Raw genomic sequence first — 23,717 nt, forward strand, 5'->3', positions numbered from 1 at the left:
GAGAAGATAAGGTGAGCCTTCAAGTAAGCGCCCCTGCAGATGCGATTCCAAAAGGAGGAAAGATGGAAGACAAAGGATTTGAGAAGGAGAAAGCCGCCGAAGAGCAGCCGTTTTTCATCGGCAGCCGTTTAGATGCCGGAGAGGTCCGCTTTGTGGTGTTTCTTCTGGGGGACCAGCTGGAAAAGGTGACGCTCACGGAGAGCTATCCGAGTGTGACCCTCCAGGGTCTTCCCGTCGGCTATCTCGGAGATCAGGTATGGATTGGCGGGGACCCGGCTCCTTTAGGGCGGTCTTTTTCTGAAAAACTGAAGCTTGAAATCCTGGTGGTTTCCAGGCAGAATGCGCTCACGACTTTCTTTATCATCAGCGGGAAAAAACCGTTTTTGATTGGAGCGGATCCGCGGGCAAATCTGAGAAGCCGGGGAAAGAGTCAGGTTATGATTCAAGCGTCTCATTTCACAGTGGATGTGGCAGATGATTTTCTCTACTTCAATGAGCTGCCTTTGACGGGCCATCATTTTCTTGAATTTCACACCGGTGATCAGATTCTGACCCCGGATTTTCTGCTTGAGAAGCGTCCGAGCCAGTGGAAAGTGACGGTCTTTTCAGATCGTCTCACTTTTGCGCGCCGTCAGTATCTGAGGCAGCCGCGCATGGAAGAGTTCCCGGAAGACTTTCCGGATTACCGCAGAAGTCCAAGACTGCATCTTGAGCCGCCGGAAGACAAGTTTAAGATTGAGCGGATCGAGGCTGCTCAAAAGCCGGTGAAGAACGGGATTTTAAGGGCGGTTGTTCCGCCGCTGGGCATGCTTGCGGTGATGGGGCTTGTGAGCGTGCTTTCCGGTCGCAATGCACTGATGATGCTGGGAATGGGATTCATGAGTGTGCTGACCGCATTTTTCAGTGTCTCACAGTATCTTACCGATAAAAAAGATTATAAGCAGCAGGCTGCGGCGAGAAAAGAGAACTATGATCTGTATCTGATCAGTATCAGCGGCGAGATTGGGAAGCTCTACAAGGAAGAGACGGAAATCCTGAACTTTAAAGCTCCTTCACCCGAGACACTGACGGAAAGGATTGAGGCATTTGATTCCAGAATTTATGAACGGATGACAAATCATAAGGATTTCTTAGAAATTTCACTTGGGACAGGCAGTCAGCCGTCTCATTTGAAGGTGGAGTCCGACATTAAAGCCAGAGACAGCGACGAAACGTCCCAGCGCGTCAAGGAACTGCTGGCGCATTATGGCACCCAGCGTAAAGTTCCAGTCACACTTAGCCTGACGGATCAAACCCTGGGGCTCATCGGAACTTATCCCGTCCTTAAGACTGCCGCAGAGAATTTTCTCCTGCAGATTGCTTTCTTTCATTCCTACCACGACGTGAACTTTGTCAGTCTAGTGCCGGAGAAAGACTACCGCAAGGACTGGGCAGGCTGGCGTCTTCTGCCTCATTTTATGATTCAGGAATTGGGAATGCGCAGTTTGATTCACGACGCCAAGACACGTGATATCGTCCTGAGCAGTTTTTATCAGCTCATGAATCAGCGCAAGCAGATCTTGCTGGAGGCCGGGAAAGAAAAACCTCAGTTCAGTCCGCATTACATTTTCACGATTTTTGAGGACGCCTATCTGGCGGGACACGGCATGAACGAGTTTCTCGCAGAAGACATGAGTGAACTTGGCGTCACGGTCATCTAGGCGAAAGAGGATCAGAAGCTCCTGCCTGAAACGGTGACCGCGCTGATTGAATACAAGAATCAGAGTGCCGGCAGCCTCATCAATGATCACAGTGTCTATCTTGCCAAGCCCTTCAGTCCTTATCCGGCTCTTCAGAATTTAGAGCATAGCCTGCGCCGTCTTACCCATCTTCATCATGTGGAGGTTGAGAAGAACGCGATTCCAGAAACTCTTTCCCTGCTTGAGCAATATGAAGTAAGAACGGTTGAGGAGCTGGAAATCAGAGCACGCTGGGAGAAAGCCGAGCCGAACAAGTCAATCCGGTCGCTGATCGGCTGGCGCGGGAAAGAGGAGACCATGTACTGGGACCTGCACGAGCGTGTGCACGGCCCGCATGCCCTGGTCGGAGGCACTACAGGTTCAGGGAAGTCGGAGTTTCTGACGACCTATCTGCTGGGACTGGCGATTAACTTCTCGCCGGAAGACATCGGGATGCTTATTATAGACTGGAAGGGCGGAGGCATTGCCAATACCCTCACTCAACTCCCGCACTTCATGGGTTCAATTACCAACTTAGACGGCGCAGGCACTGAACGGGCGCTTGCGAGTATCAAGGCAGAACTTAACAAACGTCAGCGCGAGTTTGCCAGGTACGGGGTAAACAATATCAATGCTTATATGGATCTCTACAAACGGCGTCCGAAAGCAGAGAATGAAGCAGAGGCCGATTATCCGGAGCTGCCGATTCCGCACCTGATTCTGGTTTCGGATGAATTTGCGGAATTAAAGTCCAATGTGCCGGAATTTCTGGACGAATTGACATCTGTTGCCCGTATCGGGCGCTCGCTCGGTGTGCATCTCATTCTCGCGACCCAGAAGCCGTCGGGTGTGGTGAATGATCAGATTGAAGCCAACTCAAGAAGCAAGATTGCGCTGAAAATGGCCAGTGAGCAGGACTCCAGCGAGCTGTTGAAAACACATGACGCCGCGCACATTACTCAGCCCGGCCGCGGCTATCTGAAAGTGGGTCAGAACGAGGTCTATGACCTTTTCCAGAGCGGCTATTCAGGGGTGGCGTATGACCCGGGAGCGGTCACTTCAGAGGTGGAAGATGAACGGATTTACCGGGTCAATGACCTGGGACAGCTGGAGCCGGCCTACGACCCGGGAGAAGCAACCGTTCAGCGGCGTGATGCGGGTGAGCTGCCGACGCAGCTGGAAGCTGTGATTGAAGAAGTGAACCGTGTCTTTGAAGCGACAGATCTGGCACTGCCGGCGAAGCCCTGGCTGCCGAATCTGGAGGCGCGCCTCACCACGCCTGAGGCGGGACAGAGTCCGCAGAGAAATCTGTGCATTCCGCTGGGTTTAATGGACATTCCGAGCGAACAGGCGCAGAAAGAATACATTTTTAATCTGGAAACCGCCAGTCACACGGTCATCTTCTCGAGTCCGGGCTACGGTAAATCGACAAGTCTACAGACCCTGGCCATGAACCTGGCCAGGCAGAATACGCCGGAGCAGGTTCAGTTCAACCTCCTGGATTTCGGAAATAACGGGCTGCTTCCGCTGAAAGAGCTGCCGCATACGGCGGACATTGTCACGCTGGAAGAAGACGAAAAGCTGACGAAGATGCTGGCTCTTCTGAAAGAGAAGATGAACACACGCCGGCAGGCGCTTAAAGGCGAAGGAGTAGCGACACTCAGCCAGTACCGGCACAGGACAGGGCGGGATTTTCCGGTTCTCGTGACTCTGCTGGATAACTACGATGCGCTCGCCCAAAGCAAGCGCCGGGACGAGATGGATGAGATCCTGATTCAGCTGCTTCGGGACGGTGCGGCGCTCGGCATGTATCTGATCATGACGGCTGGCCGCTTCAATTCATTCCGGATGAACATGATGGGCAGTATCCAGACCCGAATCGCCCTTTACATGAACGACGAGAGCGAGATTGCGGCTCTGTTCGGAAGAGAGCGGCTGTTACAGTCGGAGATTCCGGGACGTGCCCAGATGAAGCTGAATTTCCCTCTGGCTCTCCAGATTTATCTTCCTGCCGCAGGCGGGACAGATTCAGAAGTGCTTGAGAATCTCTATGAAGAAGTCGCCGCGAGGAATGAGGACTGGCAGGGCAGCCGCCCGGAGGCCATTCCGATGGTACCGGAGGAGTTGACAGCGGAAGTTTTCAAAACTTATGTTTCAGAAACAAACCCGGATGAAATTGTGCTGGGCTTGAATAAAGAGACATCGGCAGTTGAAACGTTCAAACTCTTTTCAAATCAAAGTCTGGGAGTTTTCTCAGCCAACAAGAAGCAGCTGAATGTCATTGCGCCATTTCTTTTTCGGGAAATCCTTTCAAAAGCAGGTGACGCAGAGGTAGTGCTGATTGATGACTTGAAGAGTCTGGAAAAATATGCACAAGATGTTTCGATTTATATTTCAAGAGAAGAAGTCGTCAATCAAGCTCCAAACTTGAAAGAAGCACTTCAAGGGCTTATGCACAGCAGTTCGGACAGTCAGTATCTGATTTCTGAAGATCCGTATGTTCAGCAGCTGATTGCGGAGGCATCGGGTACTCGTCACCTTGTCATATTTAATGGAATTGGAGACATTTTGGAAAAAGCAGGCTTTCAGCAGGCACAGTTCACAGCGTTGATTGAGCAAAGCACAGGGAATAAGCAGTTCATTTTCATGGACTATATGTCTCGTGTCGGAAATAATTTTGGGATGGCGACGCTGACGGCAAGAGAAAATCTCAGTGAAATTCTGTTTGGCGGAGAATTGAACAATCAGAATTTCATTGAAAATCTTTCAGCAGACGAGAAGAAGGGAAATTTTGGACGAAACGTACTTCATTGTGTGAAAGATGAAAGCCTTTCTCACATCGTTGTGCCGGTGGATAGCGAGGTAGAAGATGAGTAAGAAAGAGGAAAATATTTCTAGATTTTTAGGCTTAGGGACAATGGTTGAAGTCGACGATATGGATGCTTTGCGGGAAACAAAATATGTCGTCATTGCCCGCGCCGTCGGAAAAAGTACAACGGGTCAAACCGTTCTGCGCTACCGTATTGTGCCTCATCCACTGGGTGTTATCGAAGCGACGGAAGAGCAGATTTTAACTGTAGAAGCTTCACAGGTTGTAAAGGTTGACAACGAAGGCTACAGCGATGAAAAAGACGATAATTATCTTGATGAACTGCTCGGGCAGATGACGGGATCATTAAAAGAGATGGTGGCTTCTGTCAATAAGAATCCTGAAGTTCAAGAAGAAATATTGGAGGAAGTCTTCAATGCACAAAAAGAGAAAGAGGATCAGACAATAAAAGAAAAAGCAATGTTAGTGAGAGATCCATTTTACAAATTTAAAAAGAGAGGAACAAAATAATGAAACTTAAATCTGATTTAACAGCTGCCCAAGGGGCAATAGCACTCTTTAAAAGTGATGAACAAAAAGGGCAGCAGGGTGATGTTGAGGAGAGCAACATTGATGCAATCACACAGGGTATCTCTGCTTCAAACCAGATGCTAGGCAGTGTGTCAAGTCTAGAGTCAAGCACAAAGCTGCTCGCCGATTGCATTCCGGAACTCGCGGCTGTCATTGAAGCTCGAGACAAACTTGATGCGGTTGAAATTTCAAAAATGAACTGGGGTTTCTAATGGTAAAAGACAAAAATGCGGATAAGCGCTATGAATATAACCTTAAAATTTCTTCAAATGAACAGAAGACGATTGAACTGTTGCGCGAACAAAAACAGGTAAACCTAGAACTTGAAGATTTTGAGCAAACCATGAATCGAACATTTAGCGAAATTCTGGAAATCGAAGCAGAACTTAACAGACGCAATGGTCAGCCCAATGCCTTCAGTGAAACCGAGTATAAAAAACGTCATCTCTCTCAAATGATTTCAAGACATCGTGAGCAAACAACCGCAGAGTATCAAACAGCTTCTCAAGCGCTCAAAGACAGCCGCGAGACACTTCAAAAAGAAAGGGACAACTTAACATGGGATTAGTATACAATCCAGGTGAAGCGCAGGCCGTCATCAGCCGGATGCAGAAGAATCTGGATGACAGCCAGGCCAAAGTGGATAATTTAAATCGTGCGACCAAACAGGCGGTGGATACCCTGCAGGGTCCGCAGCTGTCAGGCAGAGGCTATTCAGCGGCTGAGACGGTACTAACGGAGCTCGTCAGGCCCTCCATCTCAAAAGCCTCCTCTGCGCTGGAGAGAGTAAGATCAGACCTGGACAGGTTTAAAGCCGCCGTTGACAAGGCGGGCGGAGAAGTCCTGGATGAAGACAAACTGAAGCAGCTTCTGGAGAAGTTGAAAAAGCAAAGAGCGAGCATGATGGTTCAGATTGATTCCTACACGCGTCTGATCACAGCGCATCTAGGAGACGAAGACACAGACCTGGTAGAGATGTACAGCGACCAGCGTCAGGAGCTGATAGATTACCTTCCGACCGTGGAAGCCGATATCAAGAAAGTGGAGAAGAAACTGGAGCGGCTTTATGCTTTCTGCAGTGAGACGGGCGGTCTGTTTTCGAATAGTGCAGCCGACTTCAGTGAGATAGATACCTGCGCATCGGCGATTGGAGCCGTGAGCTTTGACGGCTCAGGGGGCTATACGCTTAAGTTCAAGAACAATAGTGACCTTGAACGGTTCAAAGAGCTAGCACGGAACGACAGTCTGTCAAAAAGTGTTGTAAAATCTGTCCTCTCGCAAAAGACAGTTTCACAAGTTGTCAAAGAAGTGGGAAATTCGAAAGTAGTGAAAGGGATTCGCCTGGGAGCTTTGACAGATTCAACAACCAGTCTTTCACGGATGGCCCGCAGAGGAAGTGCCCTAAAGAGTGCAGGAGATGACCTTCTTAAAGTCGGGAATACACTAGCAAAGAGTAAGGTTTTAAAAGTGGCTGGCTTTGCGGGAACAGTTTTTAGTGCAGGTGTAGACTATGAAGATCAGATGGAAAAATATCATGATCAGGGACGAGCGATTAAGAATACCGCTGCTCATGTGGCACTTAATACCGGTGGTTCAGCCATAGGAGCTGCTTTAGGAACTCTAATACCTGTACCAATTTTTGGGACTTTAGCTGGTGCAGTGTTGGGCGGAACGATTGGAACAGGTCTTAGTGCTGGTTATGACTGGATAGAAAGTGGACAAGCTGGAAAGTCCATTGCCAAAGTTGGAAAGAGCATTTCAAAGGGTGTAAATAATTTAAAAAATGAGGCAGGTAAAGTGTTTGCAGGATTTGGTAAATCATTAGGAAGCGTATTTTCATGATGAAAAAATTTGAAATGACCCCTTTGGTATTGAAAAATAGCTCTACTTCGATTTATTTTAATTTTGGAGATGGAAAACTTTATGAGGTTAAGTTTGCTGGAGCTTTAATTCAAGTTTTTTCAGGCAATCAAAAGACGAATACATTTCTTTTGTCTTTACTCATTATTTATGTGATTGCTCCAGTTACTATTTTTTCACTTAATCAATTTATTTTACGAAATAGACTAATTTCTTTTGTATTGGCAGTTGTTTTAGGGCTTGCAATTGGGTATTTTCTAGTTAAGATTGTTCTTTCGGAAATTGTTACCAGAAAACAAGTATTGCTTTCAAAGCTGGAAATAGAAAAGATTTATAAAAGAGCAATACGAGGTGGTAGGCTTTTAAATTTGACACTAATATTTTGTATATTTTTCTTGATTATTAGTTTGCTAGTAGCTTTGAGCTCATCAAAACAAGGATTTTCTAAGCTCATATTTTATAATGGAGCATCTGGTTTTGTAATATCAGCAATCGTGTTTAGTTCACATCCAAGTCATATGATTAAAGGTGGAAAAATATTAAAAAGACAACTGAAAGAAGGGAAATTTGATGATTGAAGCTCTTACAGAATTTGGTAAATCATTAGGAAGTGTGTTTGGATGAGAAAAAACAACACTGTGCCGCTTCTAAAGATGTCTGGAGATTCGTTTATCTATTTTGACTTTGAAACACACACCATACATTCAACATTTTGTGGGTCCTTACACAGAATCGGCAGGTGCTACATATTCAAGAAGCAATACATTTTGGCTGGGACAGCTCATATTGCCGGGAGCAGCTATTGCAGGAATATTTCTGGATAGTTTGTTTAAATTTCCTGTAATGGTTGGCATAGTTTTAGCAGTGATTTTAGGGTGTAGCTTAGGAGAAGTGTTTATAAAGATTATGCTTACAAATTCTTTGGGAGAAAGAGAGTATAGGCAATTAACTCAAGCAGAAATAAAACGTGCTATTTCTAATTCAAAAGCATTTTGGATAATGTTACTTGTAGAAGGAATTTTAGTTAGTGGAATAGTTTTTGTTTCATTAATTTCGTTATCCGAAAATACTTTCAAGGGCAAGGATTTTGTTATGTTTATAGTTGGAACTTTTGGAACGGTTGCCTTACACAACTCTATCTATCCACACCGAGGGCTCAAAGCCCGGAAAATACTAAAAAAACAACTGAAAGAAGGAAAATACAATGATTAAAGATCACATCTTACCGTTAGGAACGGTCGTCACACTGAAAAACGGAGACATCAAACTTATGATTGTCGGCCGCGCACAACTTTTTAACAACGAGGGGACAATCGGCTATTTTGACTACTCGGCTTTGGCTTATCCTCAGGGTGTTGTTTCAGAGTCTGAATATGCCTTCTTCAACGATGAAGATATTGAAGAGGTGCTTTTTGAGGGCTATCGTGACGTGGAGGAAGAGGAATTCGCCTCCAGCTACGAGGAAAGAATCAGCCAGGTTCCATACCCTAAACTCAGTATTGATTAGTATTGCGCTCAAAGACAGCCGCGAAACACTTCAAAAAGAAAGGGATAACTTACCATGGGATTAGTATACAATCCAGGTGAAGCGCAGGCTGTCATCAGCCGGATGCAGAAGAATCTGGATGACAGCCAGGCCAAAGTGGATAATTTAAATCGTGCGACCAAACAGGCGGTGGATACCCTGCAGGGTCCGCAGCTGTCAGGCAGAGGCTATTCAGCGGCTGAGACGGTACTGACGGAGCTCGTCAGGCCCTCCATCTCAAAAGCCTCCTCTGCGCTGGAGAGAGTAAGATCAGACCTGGACAGGTTTAAAGCCGCCGTTGACAAGGCGGGCGGAGAAGTCCTGGATGAAGACAAACTGAAGCAGCTTCTGGAGAAGTTGAAAAAGCAAAGAGCGAGCATGATGGTTCAGATTGATTCCTACACGCGTCTGATCACAGCGCATCTAGGAGATGAAGACACAGACCTGGTAGAGATGTACAGCGACCAGCGTCAGGAACTGATAGATTACCTTCCGACCGTGGAAGCCGATATCAAGAAAGTGGAGAAGAAACTGGAGCGGCTTTATGCTTTCTGCAGTGAGACGGGCGGTCTGTTTTCGAGCAGTGCGGCCGACTTCAGTGAGATAGATACCTGCGCATCGGCGATTGGAGCTGTGAGCTTTGACGGCTCAGGGGGCTATACGCTTAAGTTCAAGAACAATAGTGACCTTGAACGGTTCAAAGAGCTAGCACGGAACGACAGTCTGTCAAAGAGTGTTGTAAAATCTGTCCTCTCGCAAAAGACAGTTTCACAAGTTGTCAAAGAAGTGGGAAATTCGAAAGTAGTGAAAGGGATTCGCCTGGGAGCTTTGACAGATTCAACAACCAGTCTTTCACGGATGGCCCGCAGAGGAAGTGCCCTAAAGAGTGCAGGAGATGACCTTCTTAAAGTCGGGAATACACTAGCAAAGAGTAAGGTTTTAAAAGTGGCTGGCTTTGCGGGAACAGTTTTTAGTGCAGGTGTAGACTATGAAGATCAGATGGAAAAATATCATGATCAGGGACGAGCGATTAAGAATACCGCTGCTCATTTGACTATAGAATCAGGTGCTTCAACAGTAGGTATGGCTATAGGTACGGCCATACTACCAGGAGCAGGTACACTTGCAGGAGCGGTTATAGGGGGAGGCTTAGGTTTTGTTGGAGAAGGACTATATGATTGGGTCGAAAATGGTCAAGCAGGGAAAGATTTTGCGAAAGTAGGAAAAAATATTTCAAATGGCGTAAACAATTTGAAAAACGAGGCAGGTAAAGTGTTTGCAGGATTTGGTAGATCATTGGGGAGTGTATTTGGATGAAAAATAAAAAGAACGTTCCCTTAGTCCACAATCAGTCGAAAAAATTTTCTGTCTACTTTGATTTTGAAAAAAATCTACTATATGTTCAGCAACTCATAGGAAGAGCCGCAAAAGCTGAACCTTATTCGAAGAGTAATACTTTTTGGCTGACCTGGATTATTATGGGAAGTGCAAGTTTTCTTGGGTTATTGCTTGATCAAATGTTTACCCTCTCACTGGTTATTAGTATGGTTTTAGCTTTGATATTGGGAGCAGCTTTAGCAAAAATATTGATAAAAGTATATGTTATCAATTCATTAGGGAAGCGGGAATATAAAAAATTTACATCAAGTGAAGTTATCACTCTTATCTCAAATAGGAAAAGGTTTTGGCTGATAAAAGGCACATACATTGTTTTAACTATTGGTATGATGCTTGTTATTATGATTCGCTTACTTGATGGAGGCTTCAGAGGAAAAGATTTTATCATGTTCATAGTCGGAAGTTTTGGAATTGTTTTTCTGCATGATACGGAGAACCCATTTAAGGCTTCTAAAGCACGTAAAATATTAAAAAAGCAGCTGAAAGCAGGAAAATTTGATGATTAAAGTGTTTGCAGGCTTTGGTAAATCATTAGGAAGTGTGTTTGGATGACGAAAAGTGTACCGCTTTTGAAAATATCAAAAAATTCTTCTATCTATTTCGACTTTGAAAAAAATGTTCCATATATTCAAAAGTTTAAAGGTTTTTTAACTGAGGAGGAGGGCTATTCTTACTCAAAAATGGATACATTTTTTGGTGGATACGTTGTCATGGGGGGGATCGCAATACTTGGAAAAGTTTTGGATATTTTCTTTCAATTTCCAGTTATATTATCAATAGTCTTTGCTGTGGTTATTGGAATTTCAGTAGGAAAAATTATTGTGAGAGTAATCGTGAATGGTTCCTTTGAGTATAGAGAATATGAAAAGATAAGTTTGATTGAAATAAAAAAAGCGGTAAATAACAATAAAAATCTTTGGATACTGAGGCTTACGAAATGGTTAATGTATCTGCTTATCATCGTGGTTATTTTCAGTCAACTGTCGGAAGTAACTATGTCAGGAAAAGAATTTGTATTGATTATTGGCTTATTTGGGATTACAGTGTTTATTGAAAACTCTATTCATCCCAGTAAAGCGCTGAGAGCAATAAAAATACTAAAAAAACAGCTGAAAGAAGGAAAATACAATGAATAAAGATCACATCTTACCGTTAGGAACGGTCGTCACACTGAAAAACGGAGACATCAAACTTATGATTGTCGGCCGCGCACAACTTTTTAACAACGAGGGGACAATCGGCTATTTTGACTACTCGGCTTTGGCTTATCCTCAGGGTGTTGTTTCAGAGTCTGAATATGCCTTCTTCAACGACGAAGATATTGAAGAATTGCTTTTTGAGGGCTATCGCGATATGGAGGAAGAGGAATTCGCCTCCAGCTACGAGGAAAGAATCAGTCAAGTTCCATACCCTAAACTCAGCATTGACTAGTACTGCGCTCAAAGACAGCCGCGAGACACTTCAAAAAGAAAGGGACAACTTAACATGGGATTAGTATACAATCCAGGTGAAGCGCAGGCTGTCATCAGCCGGATGCAGAAGAATCTGGATGACAGCCAGGCCAAAGTGGATAATTTAAATCGTGCGACCAAACAGGCGATCGATACCCTGCAGGGCCCTCAGCTGTCAGGCAGAGGCTATTCAGCGGCCGAGATAGTACTGACGGAGCTCGTCAGGCCCTCCATCTCAAAAGCCTCCTCTGCGCTGGAGAGAATAAGATCAGACCTGGACAAGTTTAAAGCCGCCGTTGACAAGGCGGGCGGAGAAGTCCTGGATGAAGACAAACTGAAGCAGCTTCTGGAGAAGTTGAAAAAGCAAAGAACGAGTATGACGCTTCAGATTGATTCCTACACGCATCTGATCACAGCGCATCTAGGGGATGAAGACACAGACCTGGTAGAGATGTACAGCGACCAGCGTCAGGAACTGCAAGATTACCTTCCGACCGTGGAAGCCGATATCAAGAAAGTGGAGAAGAAACTGGAACGGCTTTATGCTTTCTGCAGTGAGACGGGCGGTCTGTTTTCGAGCAGTGCGGCCGACTTCAGTGAGATAGATACCTGCGCATCGGTAATCGGGGTTGTGGGGACGGGGAAGGCATGGATAGACAACACCAAGAAGGGGTTCAAGATTTTGAATTCGACCGTGCAGTTTAAAAAAGGGATGATGTTTCTTGACGGACAAAAACTGACCAAGGATGCAAATGGCGTTTTAAAGTTAGGGAGGAAGTATTTCTATGATCCAACAGGAGGAACTGCCAAATCAACGAAGAGTCTCTATAAAGGGAAAGACTTTGATGGTCGCTTTAAAAATGGAAAGAATCTGGATGCGGCGATGGGAGTGGAGAATTCTTATTACAAACAGCCTTTAAAAGCGGGTGTAAAGGAATTTGGAAAGTCGGTAAATCCACTTAATGATTTCAAGGAATGGAAGGGGGCATCGAAATTAAAAGTTGGAGGAAAATTTCTTGGAGTAGCAGGTACAGTGATGACGGTGAGCACGAATTTTGCGGAAGATGTGAACTTGAGTGATGGACTACAGGGCGAAGAAGTCAAGAACTTTGCGATTGATACGAGCGTTGACATCGCCTCAGGAGCAGGAGCGGCTGCCGCAGGTGCTGCTGTGGGTTCTCTCATTGTTCCGCCATTAGGCACTGTGGTTGGAGCGGGGGTAGGTATCATAGCCAATGTAGCAATTAATACAAAATTTGGTAACCCACCCAAGAGTATTGTAGATCATACCAAAGATGCAATCAAAAAGGGGGTTGATGACGTTGGGAAGTTTTTATCCAATCTATTCTGGTGATCATATGACAAACAAAGAAATACAGAAGAAAAACAGAACATATTTTCAATCACTCGCTAATTCCAGAGCAGCGCTATCTCAGCTGCGGATTTCGTTGATTGCAGGCTTTCCTATTGGTGCTGTCATGTCCTGGCTTTTAAGCCAAGCAAGCATCTATGCGAGGGTGTTGGAATTTCGACCTTTAGTGCCAGTTTTCATTATTTTAACGACATTTATGGGTATTGTTGGTTTTATGTCTATATCAAAAAAATTGATATACAAGTTCCAAATTTTCTTTAGCTTTGTACTAGTTATTGTCTTAATTCTTTTGACTTTATTTATAGATTCTATGTCCTACTTTTTATCACTCTATGTGAAAGCAAATGTGATGTATTCTCCAAGCAGCCTTTATGGAAAAACGTTACTTATGGCAGGGGGGGTCACTTTTGCTATCTCAGTTGTCGTGAACATTCTGTTGCTTCGGCACCGTCTGAAAATAGGATTCTCTGAAAGACAAGTAGCTGGAAATTTTCGGTCCGTTTTAAATGCTCGTTCTTCAACGACTTTATGGATTACATTTGCGGCGGTCATGATAGTTCCAGGGATACTGACGCAAGGTAAATACTTGATGAATATCTTCTGTGCAGCATTTCTAATTTTCTTTAATATCGTGTTTCCCGGCCCGATTATAGAGTTTTCCTATCTCGCCTATCTAAAGACTAAAGACAAAATTTACTGGGAGGAGCCACCTGACCAAGCAAAAAAATCAAAATCTGAAAAAGTAAAATTCTGGAAAAGATTTGGAACGATTTTTTACCTTATTTTATCCATCGTTTACTTTGTTAAGATTGGTGAGTATTCAAAGGGTGAACTTCCGTTAGTGTTAAGAGTATTGGGAATTCTGATTTTAGTAAGCTGGTTAGTCTTATTCATCCGATGGATCATAAAGAAAATAAAACAAGAAAGAAGAAAAAAATGAAATTCAAAAGTAGACAATTACTGCTTCAAAATGTGATTCAGTTTTATGTGGAGATTGATGAAACTCGTTCATGGTTCGATCAGGTCGATGAGGCGGGTGAAGTTTTTAAACAGATGCTGATGGGCAACGGTTATTACACAAGTGGGCCAGTTTTGTACGCTTATAATCCAGAGGTTCCTGATGAGCTTGTTATCATGACGACGCTTGGAAATAAGATTAAGATTGTCGGCGAGAATGATTCTATTATTGATTTCGTAGATGAGCTGAATGTCGTGACGAATTACTATTATCGCCAGTATGACACGGATGAAGAAATTCCTTACCAGCAGCTTGAGGCGCAAATACGTGAAGATGGTAATCAGGTGAAAACGATTTATCATATGGTCATGGAATTTTATGGTGAAACGATGATTGATTTGTATTATGATGTGGAGGAAATCTAATGGAGATTCCTTTTGAAGATGTAAAGTGGGAGGAAAAAATTGCCTTCCAAAACGTTCTTAGTTTTCGAGAAAAATTCTACTATGAGGATTTGGAAGACCATTTTAAGTCATTTATTTCTAAAGCTGTAGAAGCGGATTATTCTCTGAAAGGGCCATTCTTCTATAGCTTGAATAATTTTCCTAAGGACAAAATGGTTGACATTGAGATGTTTTTCCCGGTTTATGAAAATAAATTTGAGAATGCGGATCAGCTTGAGAATTTTCACTTCCATAGTTATTTCGAGATAGGTCCAGTCTTTAAAGGCATCGTGACGGGTAATTTTGAGACACAAACAGAGCGTATCTATGCGGAACTTCTGGAAACTTTGGAGACCAATCAGCTGGAAATCAATACCCCTTTCTTTCATATCCCTGCGAGAGACGGTTCAAAATACGCATATATCTATCTAGGCTATGCTTCACAAGAGGTTCTGGATGAAGCAAACAGGAGAGACTAGATGCAATGAAAACGAATAAATTCATACTCTTAGCCGTCAGCTTAGCCTTTGCATTTGTTTTGCTCACTGGCTGCAGCGGCACAAAATCGATTCAAGGGACCTGGAAAGTGCAGGATGGATCGGGAGCGAACTCCACAATTACCTTTACCGACAAAATGGTGACAGTCGAAGGGCAGAATTTTGATTATACACAAAATGAAGCTGGTACTAAAAATGGGATTAATTACTATGGAATAAAGCAAAATAATCAGAATTATACAATTATTTTCCCGGAGAAAAAAGATAAAAACGTTGCGATAATGATTAAACCTGATTCTATTGATGAACCGCTTCAAGGAACATTGATTCATGCGATGGATAAATCAAAACAGCCCAATTACGCAGAATACGCAGCGAAGTATTCAAATTGAAATGAAAGAATAATTATGCAAGATACCCCAAACAAATCAAAAATCCCCTGGTCCGACTTTGACCGGAAAACCCTGAAATTCCGCCTGATCCTGACAGGCGTGGTGGTTTTCCTGCTGATCTGCGCAGGCTGCGTCACTTTTGCCCTGAGTCAGAATGCCCGGAAAGAGGCGGCGCTGCAGGCGAAGAAGCCGACGATTGCTCTGGTCAATGAGGATCAGCCGGCGTCTTTCAATGCGCGGAATTACAATTTCGGCCAGACTTTCGTCAATCTTGTCTCAAATGACAGTCAGTACAACTGGCAGGTGGCGGCGCGCAGTGTGGCAGACAAGGCCTACCAGGACGGTTCTGTTCAGGCAGTCATCTATCTCCCGCAGAACTTTTCACAGAATATTCTGACGCTTCAGGCCATGGATCCTCAGAAAGCCCAGGTCAGCTATAAGGTTCTGAGTTCTGAGCCTGAGCTGACCGGTAAGCTCCTGCAGGACAAGATTGTCAATGTCCTCTACGACTTCAACCGCTCAATTGTCAAGATGTACTATGCCTCTGTGGCGGGAAATGTGGCCGATGCCCAGACTAGCATGGGAGATGTGGTGAACAGTCAGGGGGCCATTCTGACCACGCTGAATGATAAGGTCTACGGTCCTTTCCAGACGACGGATGAGGGCTACAGCTCGGTCGTGACCATTTCAAACAGTCTGAAGGAGCAGAATGACAGCTGGATTGACACACAGAACACTTTCACGGAAACGGTCACTAAAATGCTGAATGAAAACAGCGACGATCTGAATGAACAGCTGCCGGATCTGACAAAATATTTCGATACCCAGGAACAGATCACCGGTCTTAACCTGACGAATGCCAACGGCGGCATCACCCGTCAGGCGGCTTCGGACCAGAGCTTTTACTACGATCAGTACACCGCGGCTTATCAACAGGCGGCAGAAGCCCTTCAGAAGTTTGACAAGACCAGCAGTGACGGGAAGGAAAGCGGACTTTATGCAGAGCTGAAAGCAGGGATTGCGGACTACAATAGCCTCATCACTGGGGTGAGCGACGACATCGGCACACAGATCACCGAACTGAGTGACAAGCAGGCAACGCTTCTGGGGCTTGAAAAGGCGCTCTATTCACAGTTTTTCGGACAAGAGGTTAAAGCAAGCGCTGACAAAACAGACTTTACAGCGCTTGAAACAAAGGACAATGCGAAAGTGGCTCTTGCGGAGCTGATTACCCGGTCCTTTGAGGAGAAAAACAATCTCGGGACGGCCTATCCGGACACCATCAGCGGACTCCTGAGCCAAGTCTCAGTGGATGTCAGTGAATATACTCCGCTGCTGGATGCCCTGCTTGCCAACCAGTCCATTGATGCGGCTCAGAAGCAGAAAATCGAAGAGGAGATTGATGTCCTCAGGAATTATGCCGCCGACTTCGGGCTTAACACCGGCACTGTCAATTTCACCAGTGCCCCGGATTCAGCCGGCACAGGTAGTCCTTTCACCAAACAGCTGACTGTCAGTGTTCCGGCTGGAGAAGTCTACACGGTAACGCTTCAGACTGTTAACGGCACCGCTTCACTTGCGGGTGCAGCCGATGACACAGGAGCGGCTCTCGCGATCACTAATCCGGCTTCAATTGTTCTGGATAATTCGGCAGCGGCTCCGGTTGAGCCGGATCCAGACGAAGAATCATCAGTGGGAGTACCGGCAGGTCCGGCTAAAACATACACCCTCAGTTATGAGGTCAGCCAGGCGGATCCTGCACAGGAAGATCTGCTTACAAGTGTCACCGCGACGATTACCGGCAGCTCAGGTGACATTGTCCAGTCCAGTACCGACAGTTTCGCTCTGATTTCAGGTTCCCCTATTTCAGAATACGTCGGCGGCGGAAATTTCGGCACGATCACCAGCCTCTTCAGCGACATCGACACTGCGTCGCAGCTCATTGCCTTCCTCTATGGTGCACCGGGAGCGACATATACCGGCATGGAAGGCATCACAGACTTCAGAGGCAGTGCTGATGCCAAGTCAGTTTACAGGATGTACGGCAACATGGATAAGCTCGAAATCCTGGATCATCTGAACGATGAAGAGGTGAATCAATTCATGAAGAAAGGCAGCGCCAATATCAGGGCTGTCACGGAGACATTGGGGACTCTTTCCGAGACACTCAAGACGCTGAAAAGCGACAAAAGCACACTGGATGCACACATGCCGGGGGACTATTTCTCCCAGATCAGCGAAACGCTGAACAAGTGGTACGGGGAGACGACGGATGCGCTAGAGGCGCAGTACAAGGACTGGAAGAAGCAGGACGCGGGTCTGCTTGAGGAGAAGGCCTGGCCGGAGGGGGGCAGCACGGATGAGATGTCGCTCTATTATGACAAGGCCAGCGGCGACAGTCTTTACAGCATGCTTTCCGGAATAATGAAATCCAGTTCTGAACAGGCAAAGAGCACCGCAGACAGTGCACAGATCATCAAGAGCAATGCGGATCAGTTCACGCAGATGGTTGAGACGGTGACGGAAACACAGACAGATGCCAAGGCAGTCATTGACAATACCGGGAGCCTGCTCAGCACAGGAAACGGCGCTTTCAAGACCAGTCAGGACTATTACAGCAATTTCGCGACGCTTCTGTCGAATACACGGACCAGCGGGGTGGACAACAGTCGGATTTTTGACTTCTTTGCGGCGCCGATTGCGACGAAGGATACAACGCCGGAGACGGAGGCGGCAGGGCAGAGCTTTGACTGGCGCTGGCTGCTTGTCTTTGTGGCAGGACTCTTGCTGGGCGTGCTGGCTAAAACCTGGATACGGCTGAAGCCTAAGCAGGAAGAAGCTTGACATTGACCTAAACATGTCGAGAAGCAACGAAATAAAGCAAAAATGTTATAATAGCATTATTCAAATAAGATTGGAATTATTAATAATGTCATTAACAGCTGGAATCGTCGGCCTGCCGAATGTCGGAAAATCGACTTTATTTAACGCCATCACGCGTGCAGGCGCAGAGGCGGCTAATTATCCTTTTGCAACGATTGACCCGAATGTCGGCGTCGTTGAGGTGCCTGATGCCAGACTTGATAAGCTCGCCGAGATGTATCACCCGAAAAAGGTGGTGCACACGACCTTTGAGTTTACAGATATTGCGGGGATTGTCAAAGGCGCATCAAAAGGTGAGGGCCTGGGAAATAAGTTTCTGGCGAATATCCGTGAAGTTGACGCGATTATCCACGTGGTGCGGGCTTTTGATGATGAAAATGTCATGCGCGAGCAGGGGCACGAGGGTGCTTTTGTGGACCCGATTTCTGATATTGAGACAATCAATCTGGAGCTGATTTTAGCGGACCTGGAGTCTGTCAACAAGCGATACGAGCGGGTGGCGAAGATTGCTAGAACCAAGACAGATAAGGCCGCAGTGGCTGAATTTAATGTGCTGCAGAAGATTAAGCCGGTTCTGGAAGCTGGAAAATCGGTGCGTACGCTTGAATTTGACGAAGAGGAGCAGAAGGTTGTCAAGAGCTTGTTCCTGCTGTCAAGTAAGCCGGTTCTTTATGTGGCCAATGTTTCTGAAGATGAGGTCGGAGAGCCTGACAATATTGATTATGTCAAGCAAATTCGGAATTTTGCGGCAACTGAAAGCTCTGAAGTTGTTGTAATTTCGGCTAAAATCGAAGAAGAGATTGCTGATTTGGAGCCGGAAGATAAGCAGGAGTTCCTTGAATCTCTGGGCTTGGAAGAGTCTGGCGTGGATGAATTGACGCGAGCTGCTTATCATTTGCTGGGGCTTGCGACTTTCTTGACGGCTGGGGAAAAAGAAGTGCGTGCCTGGACTTTTAAGCGTGGCATGAAAGCGCCGCAGATGGCCGGTGTGATTCACTCGGACTTTGAGCGCGGCTTCATTCGTGCGGTCACGATGTCTTTTGACGACCTGGTCAAGTACGGCTCTGAGAAGGCAGTGCGTGAGGCCGGCAAGCTGCGTGAAGAGGGCAAGGACTATGTGGGTCAGGACGGCGACGTCATGGAGTTCCGCTTCAATGTTTAACAGATATATTAAAGGCGATTTCTGCCTTTTTTTGATATAATGTTCTAGCAGGGGGGCTGATAAAGTTTTTATCGGGTTTTTTGCGTTTTCTAGGCGTTTTGTAAGGGAAGCCGAGAATGAAATACTATATTGTAGGTAGGGTTGGCTCTGGAAAATCAACACTAGCGGTGGAAATGTCCAGAATTCTTGGTATTCCAGTTTACCATCTGGACGAGTTTGTCCATAAAAATGGATTCTGGGTCGAAAATCGGCAATTTCAGACGTCCAGACGACGAAATATCGCGGCTTTTTCAGGAAATTCTGGCGCAGGATGATTTCATTATTGAGGATAGTTTACGCGACAGGTTTACAGCAGCTTTACAGCAAGTTGACAGGGTCATTTTTCTCGATATTCCTCTACATCGGCTTTACATGAGGCTTATCAAGCGTCGGATAAGGCAAAAGCTTGGAATTGAAAAGGTAAAATTACAAAGTAACTTTACAGGTGATGCGGCAGATGTTTGTCTGGATAAAGGAAAGTCCGCGGGATAAACTTGTTTATCTGCCGAATTTGACAGTTTTACATAACAAAGAAGAAATAAAAGAATTTTTAGAGGCGATAGAATGACGAAAATGATTGTGGGACTGGGAAATCCAGGTGAGAGATACGATGCCACCCGGCATAATATGGGTTTCATGACGGTTGATTTACTGGCTCAGGAACTAGGTGTGTCCTTTCGCATGGAAAAGTCCTTTCTTGCGGAAATCGCAGAAGCGCGCGTAAACAATGAAAAAGTGTTCCTGGTCAAGCCGCAGACCTTTATGAATGAGTCAGGCCGGTCAATCAAGCCGCTGATGACTTATTTTAATCTGGATTTGTCAGATTTGGTTGTGGTTGTGGACGATTTGGATTCGCCTGCGGGACGTGTGCGGCTGCGGCAAAAAGGTTCTTCCGGCGGCCAAAGAGGCGTCAAGTCGCTGATTGTGCATCTGGGCAGCACCGAGTGGAAACGCGTGAAAATCGGGATTGGTCGGCCGAAACCGGGCTGGACGGTTGTGAATCACGTTTTGTCGCGTTTTGAGGGAGAAGAAGCGACAGAGGCGCAGTTAGGCATCAGAAAAGCTGCGGATGCGCTGCAGTTTTACCTTAAGACGAATGATTTCGAAAAAACAATGAGCAAATATAACGGATGAACATAATTGATTTTTTAAATAGTAACCGTGAGCTTCAGTCCTGGCAGGCTGGATTTGCAAAGACTCAGCGCACGCTGCTGACAGGTCTTTCTGGTACAAGTAAATCGCTCGTGATGGCGAACGCCTTTGCCAATAATCCTGAGAAATACGTGATTATCACGGATAATCAGTTCCATGCCAATGAGCTCGTCAGCGAATTGACAGAGCTGGTTGGTGAAACGGCGGTTCATCAGTTTTTCTCGGATGACAGTGTTTTTGCTGAATTTGCAGTTGCGAGCAAGGATAGAACGGCTTATCGGCTGGATGCTCTGAAGTTCCTGCTTGAACCAGCTCAGACAGGCTTTCTGGTCATTCCTTGGCTGGCAATGCGCTCTTATCTTTCTTTGCCGGATAATTTCCAGGAAAACTATTTGCGCTTAGAAGCAGGTGATAACTACGATTTGTCAGAATTAACTAAGCTTTTGTTGAATTCTGGTTTTGAGCGTGTTGATAGGGTGATAACGCCGGGTGAATTTTCGCATCGCGGGGATATTGTGGACATTTATCCTCTGGATGCAGAGAATCCCGTGCGCATGGAATTCTTCGGCGATGAAATTGACCGGATTCAGTCTTTTGACGCGGAAAGTCAGAAGTCTTTGGAGAAGGTTGACAGCGTAGAGATAAGCCCGGCCAGCGATTTGGTCCTGACTGACAAGGAAATTGACAAGGGTGTAAAGCTGCTTTTTGAGGCAAATCTGCCGAGTTTAGACGAGTTAATTGCAGCCAGTAAGAATCATTTTATTCACAAAGACATCCGTAAGTTTGCTGAGTTCTTCTTTGAAAAGAAGTCAACACTTTGGGACTATTTTCCGAAAAATGTGCAGGTTTTCGTGGATGATTTTCAGAAAATTACTGAAGCTAATCATAAAATTGATTTGGACTTGGCTGATTTCATTTTGTCGGAGAAGACGCTTGAGCGCAGTATTGACGGCCAGACTTACTTGGCGGATACACTTGCTGAGCTGAGAAGTTATAAACCGATTACTTATTTTTCAAATTTCCAGAAAGGGCTGGGTAATCTGAGATTTGACTTGCTTTACAACTTTACACAGCATTCCATGCAGCAGTTCTTTGGTCAGATGGATGTGCTTTACACTGAAGTTGACAGGTTTGTCAAGCAGAACTTTACAGTCGTTCTCTCGGGAAATGTTGAAAAATTAACGTCTGCGCTCAATAATACAGAAATCAAGTTTACAGCTTCTGTCAACAATGATTTACAGAAAGGTCAAGTCAATCTGATTTCGACCAGTTTGACGAACGGTTTTGTCTTTCTTGATGAAAAGCTGGTGCTCATCACGGAATCAGAGATTTTCGGCAAGGTCAGGAAAAAACGTCCGCCGCGCCTGAATATTACGAATGCGGAGCGTCTGAAAGACTACAATGAGCTGACAGTCGGCGATTACGTGGTTCACCGGGTTCACGGAATTGGTAAGTATCTCGGCATTCAGACTATCGAAATTGACGGCATGCATCGGGATTATCTCACCATTGAGTATCAAAAGGGCGACACGCTGTCCATTCCGGTGGACCAGCTGGATAATATCAGTAAGTATTCGGCCGGCGAAGGGAAAATTCCCAAGGTCAACCGTCTGAACGACGGCCGCTGGAAGAATACATATCGCTCTGTCCAGAAACAAATCGAAGATATTTCCGAGGATTTGCTCAAGCTCTATGCGGCAAGACAGGCACAGGAAGGCTTTGCATTTTCGCCCGACGATGAAAATCAGCAGGAATTTGATGCGGCTTTCAGCTATGTGGAAACGCCGGACCAGCAGCGCTCTATTGATGAGGTCAAGCGGGACATGGAGAAGTTGCGTCCGATGGACCGTCTGCTGGTTGGTGATGTCGGCTTCGGCAAGACAGAAGTGGCGATGCGGGCGGCTTTCAAGGCCATAAATGACCACAAGCAGGTGGCTGTTCTTGTTCCGACGACGGTGCTGGCCGAGCAGCATTATCAGACGATGTCTGAGCGCTTTGTTGATTTTGGCGTGAATGTGGCAGTTTTATCGCGTTTTCAGACAAAAGCAGAGCAGGCTGAGATTCTGAAAAAATTAAAAAAGGGGCAGATTGACCTGATTGTCGGCACTCACCGCTTGCTTTCTAGGGATGTCGAGTTTTCTGACATGGGATTGATGGTGATTGACGAGGAGCAGCGCTTCGGTGTGAAGCATAAGGAGCGCTTGAAAGAGCTGAAGACGCAGGTGGATGTGCTGACCTTGACAGCGACGCCGATTCCTCGTACTTTGCATATGTCAATGCTGGGAATACGTGACCTGTCTGTCATTGAGACGCCGCCGACAAACCGTTATCCGATTCAGACCTATGTGATGGAAACGAATTATGACGTCATCCGCGATGCCGTTCTACGTGAATTAGGCCGCGGCGGGCAGGTTTTCTACGTGCACAATCGAATTGACAGCATTGAGAATAAGGTGGCGCAGCTGGAAGAATTAGTTCCGGAGGCCAGGATTGCAGCGATTCACGGGCGAATGACGGAGGTTCAGCTGGAGGATACGCTGCTGGCGTTTATTGCGGGTGATTATGACATGCTGGTCACGACGACGATTATTGAGACGGGGGTTGACATTCCCAATGCGAACACGCTTTTCATCGAGAATGCTGATAAAATGGGCCTGAGCCAGCTTTATCAGCTGCGCGGCCGTGTCGGGCGGACGAATCGTGTGGCTTATGCTTATTTCATGTATCAGCCGGAGAAAATTCTGTCTGAGGTCTCTGAGAAGCGGCTGGACGCGATTAAGGGCTTTACTGAGCTGGGAAGCGGCTTTAAGATTGCGATGCGTGATTTGTCAATCCGCGGAGCGGGCAATCTTCTGGGGGCGGAGCAGTCCGGATTTATCGATACAGTTGGTTTCGATTTGTATAATCAATTGCTTGAGGAAGCAGTCCATAAGCGGCTGGGTGAGACGAAGCAGAAACTTAAGTCCAATACGGAAATCCAGCTCAGTCTTGACGCATTCTTGCCGTCGGATTACATTTCTGATGAACGTCAAAAAATCGAGATTTACAAGCGAATTCGGCAAATCGACAGCCGAGTAGCTTACGAGGAGCTCAGCGACGAGTTGTTAGACCGCTTCGGGACTTATCCGGACGAGGCTGCTTATCTGCTGGAAATTGGCTTGCTCAAGTATTTTTCGGAAAATGCGCTTATTGCCAAGATTGAAAAACAGCCGCGTGAGATTTTGGTCAAGTTTGATAGGGCTTCGCGTGCGCTTTATGAGGGGCAGGATTATTTTGAGGCTCTGTCAAAAACGGTGCTGAAAGCGAAAGTTGCTGAGGAACGCGGGCAGATGGTTGTACGCTTGAAGCCTGAAAAGTCGGAGATTTTCTGGCTGCAGGAGATTATCAAGTTTGCTGAGGCACTTTCCGATATTCGTGAGCAGAAAGAGGAAAACGGCAAATAATGTTTCACGTGAAACAAGTTCTTG

The 23,717-nt window shown here is 45.9% G+C and carries 22 protein-coding genes and 1 pseudogene; all 23 read left to right on the forward strand.

The window, feature by feature from the left end; all coding sequences use genetic code 11:
- The first annotated feature begins 62 nt into the window (after nucleotides 1-62).
- Nucleotides 63-1,700 carry a hypothetical protein gene (locus ACYQ2E_RS08315; protein WP_460017595.1) on the forward strand — a complete coding sequence of 546 codons (1,638 nt, stop codon included), beginning with the start codon at nucleotides 63-65 and terminating at the stop codon, nucleotides 1,698-1,700.
- Between the two features lie 15 nt (nucleotides 1,701-1,715).
- Nucleotides 1,716-4,595, forward strand: a pseudogene (gene essC, locus ACYQ2E_RS08320) (type VII secretion protein EssC); the annotation flags it as partial.
- The gene (locus ACYQ2E_RS08325; protein WP_460017596.1) at nucleotides 4,588-5,058 is read left to right on the forward strand and encodes a DUF4176 domain-containing protein; all 471 of its coding nucleotides are present in this window, start codon (nucleotides 4,588-4,590) and stop codon (nucleotides 5,056-5,058) included. The pseudogene essC and the gene ACYQ2E_RS08325, both read left to right, overlap by 8 nt.
- Nucleotides 5,058-5,330, forward strand: coding sequence for a hypothetical protein (locus tag ACYQ2E_RS08330; RefSeq protein WP_460017597.1), 273 nt, complete (start codon nucleotides 5,058-5,060; stop codon nucleotides 5,328-5,330). The genes ACYQ2E_RS08325 and ACYQ2E_RS08330 overlap by 1 nt, the downstream gene beginning before the upstream one ends.
- Nucleotides 5,330-5,686, forward strand: coding sequence for a hypothetical protein (locus tag ACYQ2E_RS08335; RefSeq protein WP_460017598.1), 357 nt, complete (start codon nucleotides 5,330-5,332; stop codon nucleotides 5,684-5,686). The genes ACYQ2E_RS08330 and ACYQ2E_RS08335 overlap by 1 nt, the downstream gene beginning before the upstream one ends.
- Complete coding sequence (locus tag ACYQ2E_RS08340) at nucleotides 5,677-6,960, forward strand: T7SS effector LXG polymorphic toxin (RefSeq protein ID WP_460017599.1); 1,284 nt, start codon at nucleotides 5,677-5,679, stop codon at nucleotides 6,958-6,960. Before ACYQ2E_RS08335 ends, ACYQ2E_RS08340 begins: the two co-directional genes overlap by 10 nt.
- Nucleotides 6,957-7,556, forward strand: a complete 600-nt coding sequence (locus ACYQ2E_RS08345) for a hypothetical protein (protein ID WP_460017600.1) — start codon at nucleotides 6,957-6,959, stop codon at nucleotides 7,554-7,556. Before ACYQ2E_RS08340 ends, ACYQ2E_RS08345 begins: the two co-directional genes overlap by 4 nt.
- A gap of 100 nt (nucleotides 7,557-7,656) precedes the next feature.
- Nucleotides 7,657-8,190 (forward strand): hypothetical protein, encoded by a 534-nt coding sequence (locus ACYQ2E_RS08350; protein ID WP_460017601.1) that lies wholly within the window; start codon nucleotides 7,657-7,659, stop codon nucleotides 8,188-8,190.
- Nucleotides 8,183-8,485, forward strand: coding sequence for a DUF4176 domain-containing protein (locus ACYQ2E_RS08355; protein ID WP_460017602.1), 303 nt, complete (start codon nucleotides 8,183-8,185; stop codon nucleotides 8,483-8,485). Before ACYQ2E_RS08350 ends, ACYQ2E_RS08355 begins: the two co-directional genes overlap by 8 nt.
- A 54-nt stretch (nucleotides 8,486-8,539) precedes the next feature.
- Nucleotides 8,540-9,820, forward strand: coding sequence for a T7SS effector LXG polymorphic toxin (locus ACYQ2E_RS08360; RefSeq protein WP_460017603.1), 1,281 nt, complete (start codon nucleotides 8,540-8,542; stop codon nucleotides 9,818-9,820).
- A complete protein-coding gene (locus tag ACYQ2E_RS08365) occupies nucleotides 9,817-10,407 on the forward strand; it encodes a hypothetical protein (RefSeq protein ID WP_460017604.1) in 591 nt (196 codons plus the stop codon). The genes ACYQ2E_RS08360 and ACYQ2E_RS08365 overlap by 4 nt, the downstream gene beginning before the upstream one ends.
- A gap of 42 nt (nucleotides 10,408-10,449) precedes the next feature.
- Entirely contained in the window at nucleotides 10,450-11,037 is a 588-nt protein-coding gene (locus tag ACYQ2E_RS08370; RefSeq protein ID WP_460017605.1) for a hypothetical protein, read from the forward strand.
- On the forward strand, nucleotides 11,030-11,332 hold the full coding sequence (locus ACYQ2E_RS08375) for a DUF4176 domain-containing protein (RefSeq protein ID WP_460017606.1): 303 nt from the start codon (nucleotides 11,030-11,032) through the stop codon (nucleotides 11,330-11,332). Before ACYQ2E_RS08370 ends, ACYQ2E_RS08375 begins: the two co-directional genes overlap by 8 nt.
- Before the next feature lie 54 nt (nucleotides 11,333-11,386).
- Nucleotides 11,387-12,706 carry a T7SS effector LXG polymorphic toxin gene (locus ACYQ2E_RS08380; protein WP_460017607.1) on the forward strand — a complete coding sequence of 440 codons (1,320 nt, stop codon included), beginning with the start codon at nucleotides 11,387-11,389 and terminating at the stop codon, nucleotides 12,704-12,706.
- A gap of 4 nt (nucleotides 12,707-12,710) precedes the next feature.
- Nucleotides 12,711-13,664, forward strand: a complete 954-nt coding sequence (locus ACYQ2E_RS08385; protein WP_460017608.1) for a hypothetical protein — start codon at nucleotides 12,711-12,713, stop codon at nucleotides 13,662-13,664.
- Nucleotides 13,661-14,107, forward strand: a complete 447-nt coding sequence (locus tag ACYQ2E_RS08390; RefSeq protein ID WP_460017609.1) for a hypothetical protein — start codon at nucleotides 13,661-13,663, stop codon at nucleotides 14,105-14,107. Before ACYQ2E_RS08385 ends, ACYQ2E_RS08390 begins: the two co-directional genes overlap by 4 nt.
- Nucleotides 14,107-14,604 carry a DUF5085 family protein gene (locus ACYQ2E_RS08395; RefSeq protein ID WP_460017610.1) on the forward strand — a complete coding sequence of 166 codons (498 nt, stop codon included), beginning with the start codon at nucleotides 14,107-14,109 and terminating at the stop codon, nucleotides 14,602-14,604. Before ACYQ2E_RS08390 ends, ACYQ2E_RS08395 begins: the two co-directional genes overlap by 1 nt.
- A 5-nt stretch (nucleotides 14,605-14,609) precedes the next feature.
- Nucleotides 14,610-15,014 (forward strand): glycosyltransferase, encoded by a 405-nt coding sequence (locus ACYQ2E_RS08400; protein WP_460017611.1) that lies wholly within the window; start codon nucleotides 14,610-14,612, stop codon nucleotides 15,012-15,014.
- Nucleotides 15,015-15,029: 15 nt separating this feature from the next.
- A complete protein-coding gene (gene esaA, locus ACYQ2E_RS08405; RefSeq protein ID WP_460017612.1) occupies nucleotides 15,030-17,858 on the forward strand; it encodes a type VII secretion protein EsaA in 2,829 nt (942 codons plus the stop codon).
- Nucleotides 17,859-17,943: 85 nt separating this feature from the next.
- On the forward strand, nucleotides 17,944-19,059 hold the full coding sequence (ychF, locus tag ACYQ2E_RS08410; RefSeq protein ID WP_460017613.1) for a redox-regulated ATPase YchF: 1,116 nt from the start codon (nucleotides 17,944-17,946) through the stop codon (nucleotides 19,057-19,059).
- Between the two features lie 116 nt (nucleotides 19,060-19,175).
- Nucleotides 19,176-19,373 carry a hypothetical protein gene (locus ACYQ2E_RS08415; protein WP_460017614.1) on the forward strand — a complete coding sequence of 66 codons (198 nt, stop codon included), beginning with the start codon at nucleotides 19,176-19,178 and terminating at the stop codon, nucleotides 19,371-19,373.
- Nucleotides 19,374-19,662: 289 nt separating this feature from the next.
- Nucleotides 19,663-20,232, forward strand: a complete 570-nt coding sequence (gene pth, locus ACYQ2E_RS08420) for an aminoacyl-tRNA hydrolase (protein ID WP_460017615.1) — start codon at nucleotides 19,663-19,665, stop codon at nucleotides 20,230-20,232.
- On the forward strand, nucleotides 20,229-23,693 hold the full coding sequence (mfd, locus tag ACYQ2E_RS08425; RefSeq protein WP_460017616.1) for a transcription-repair coupling factor: 3,465 nt from the start codon (nucleotides 20,229-20,231) through the stop codon (nucleotides 23,691-23,693). The genes pth and mfd overlap by 4 nt, the downstream gene beginning before the upstream one ends.
- Nucleotides 23,694-23,717 lie beyond the last annotated feature (24 nt).

The organism is Lactovum odontotermitis (genome assembly GCF_054658595.1).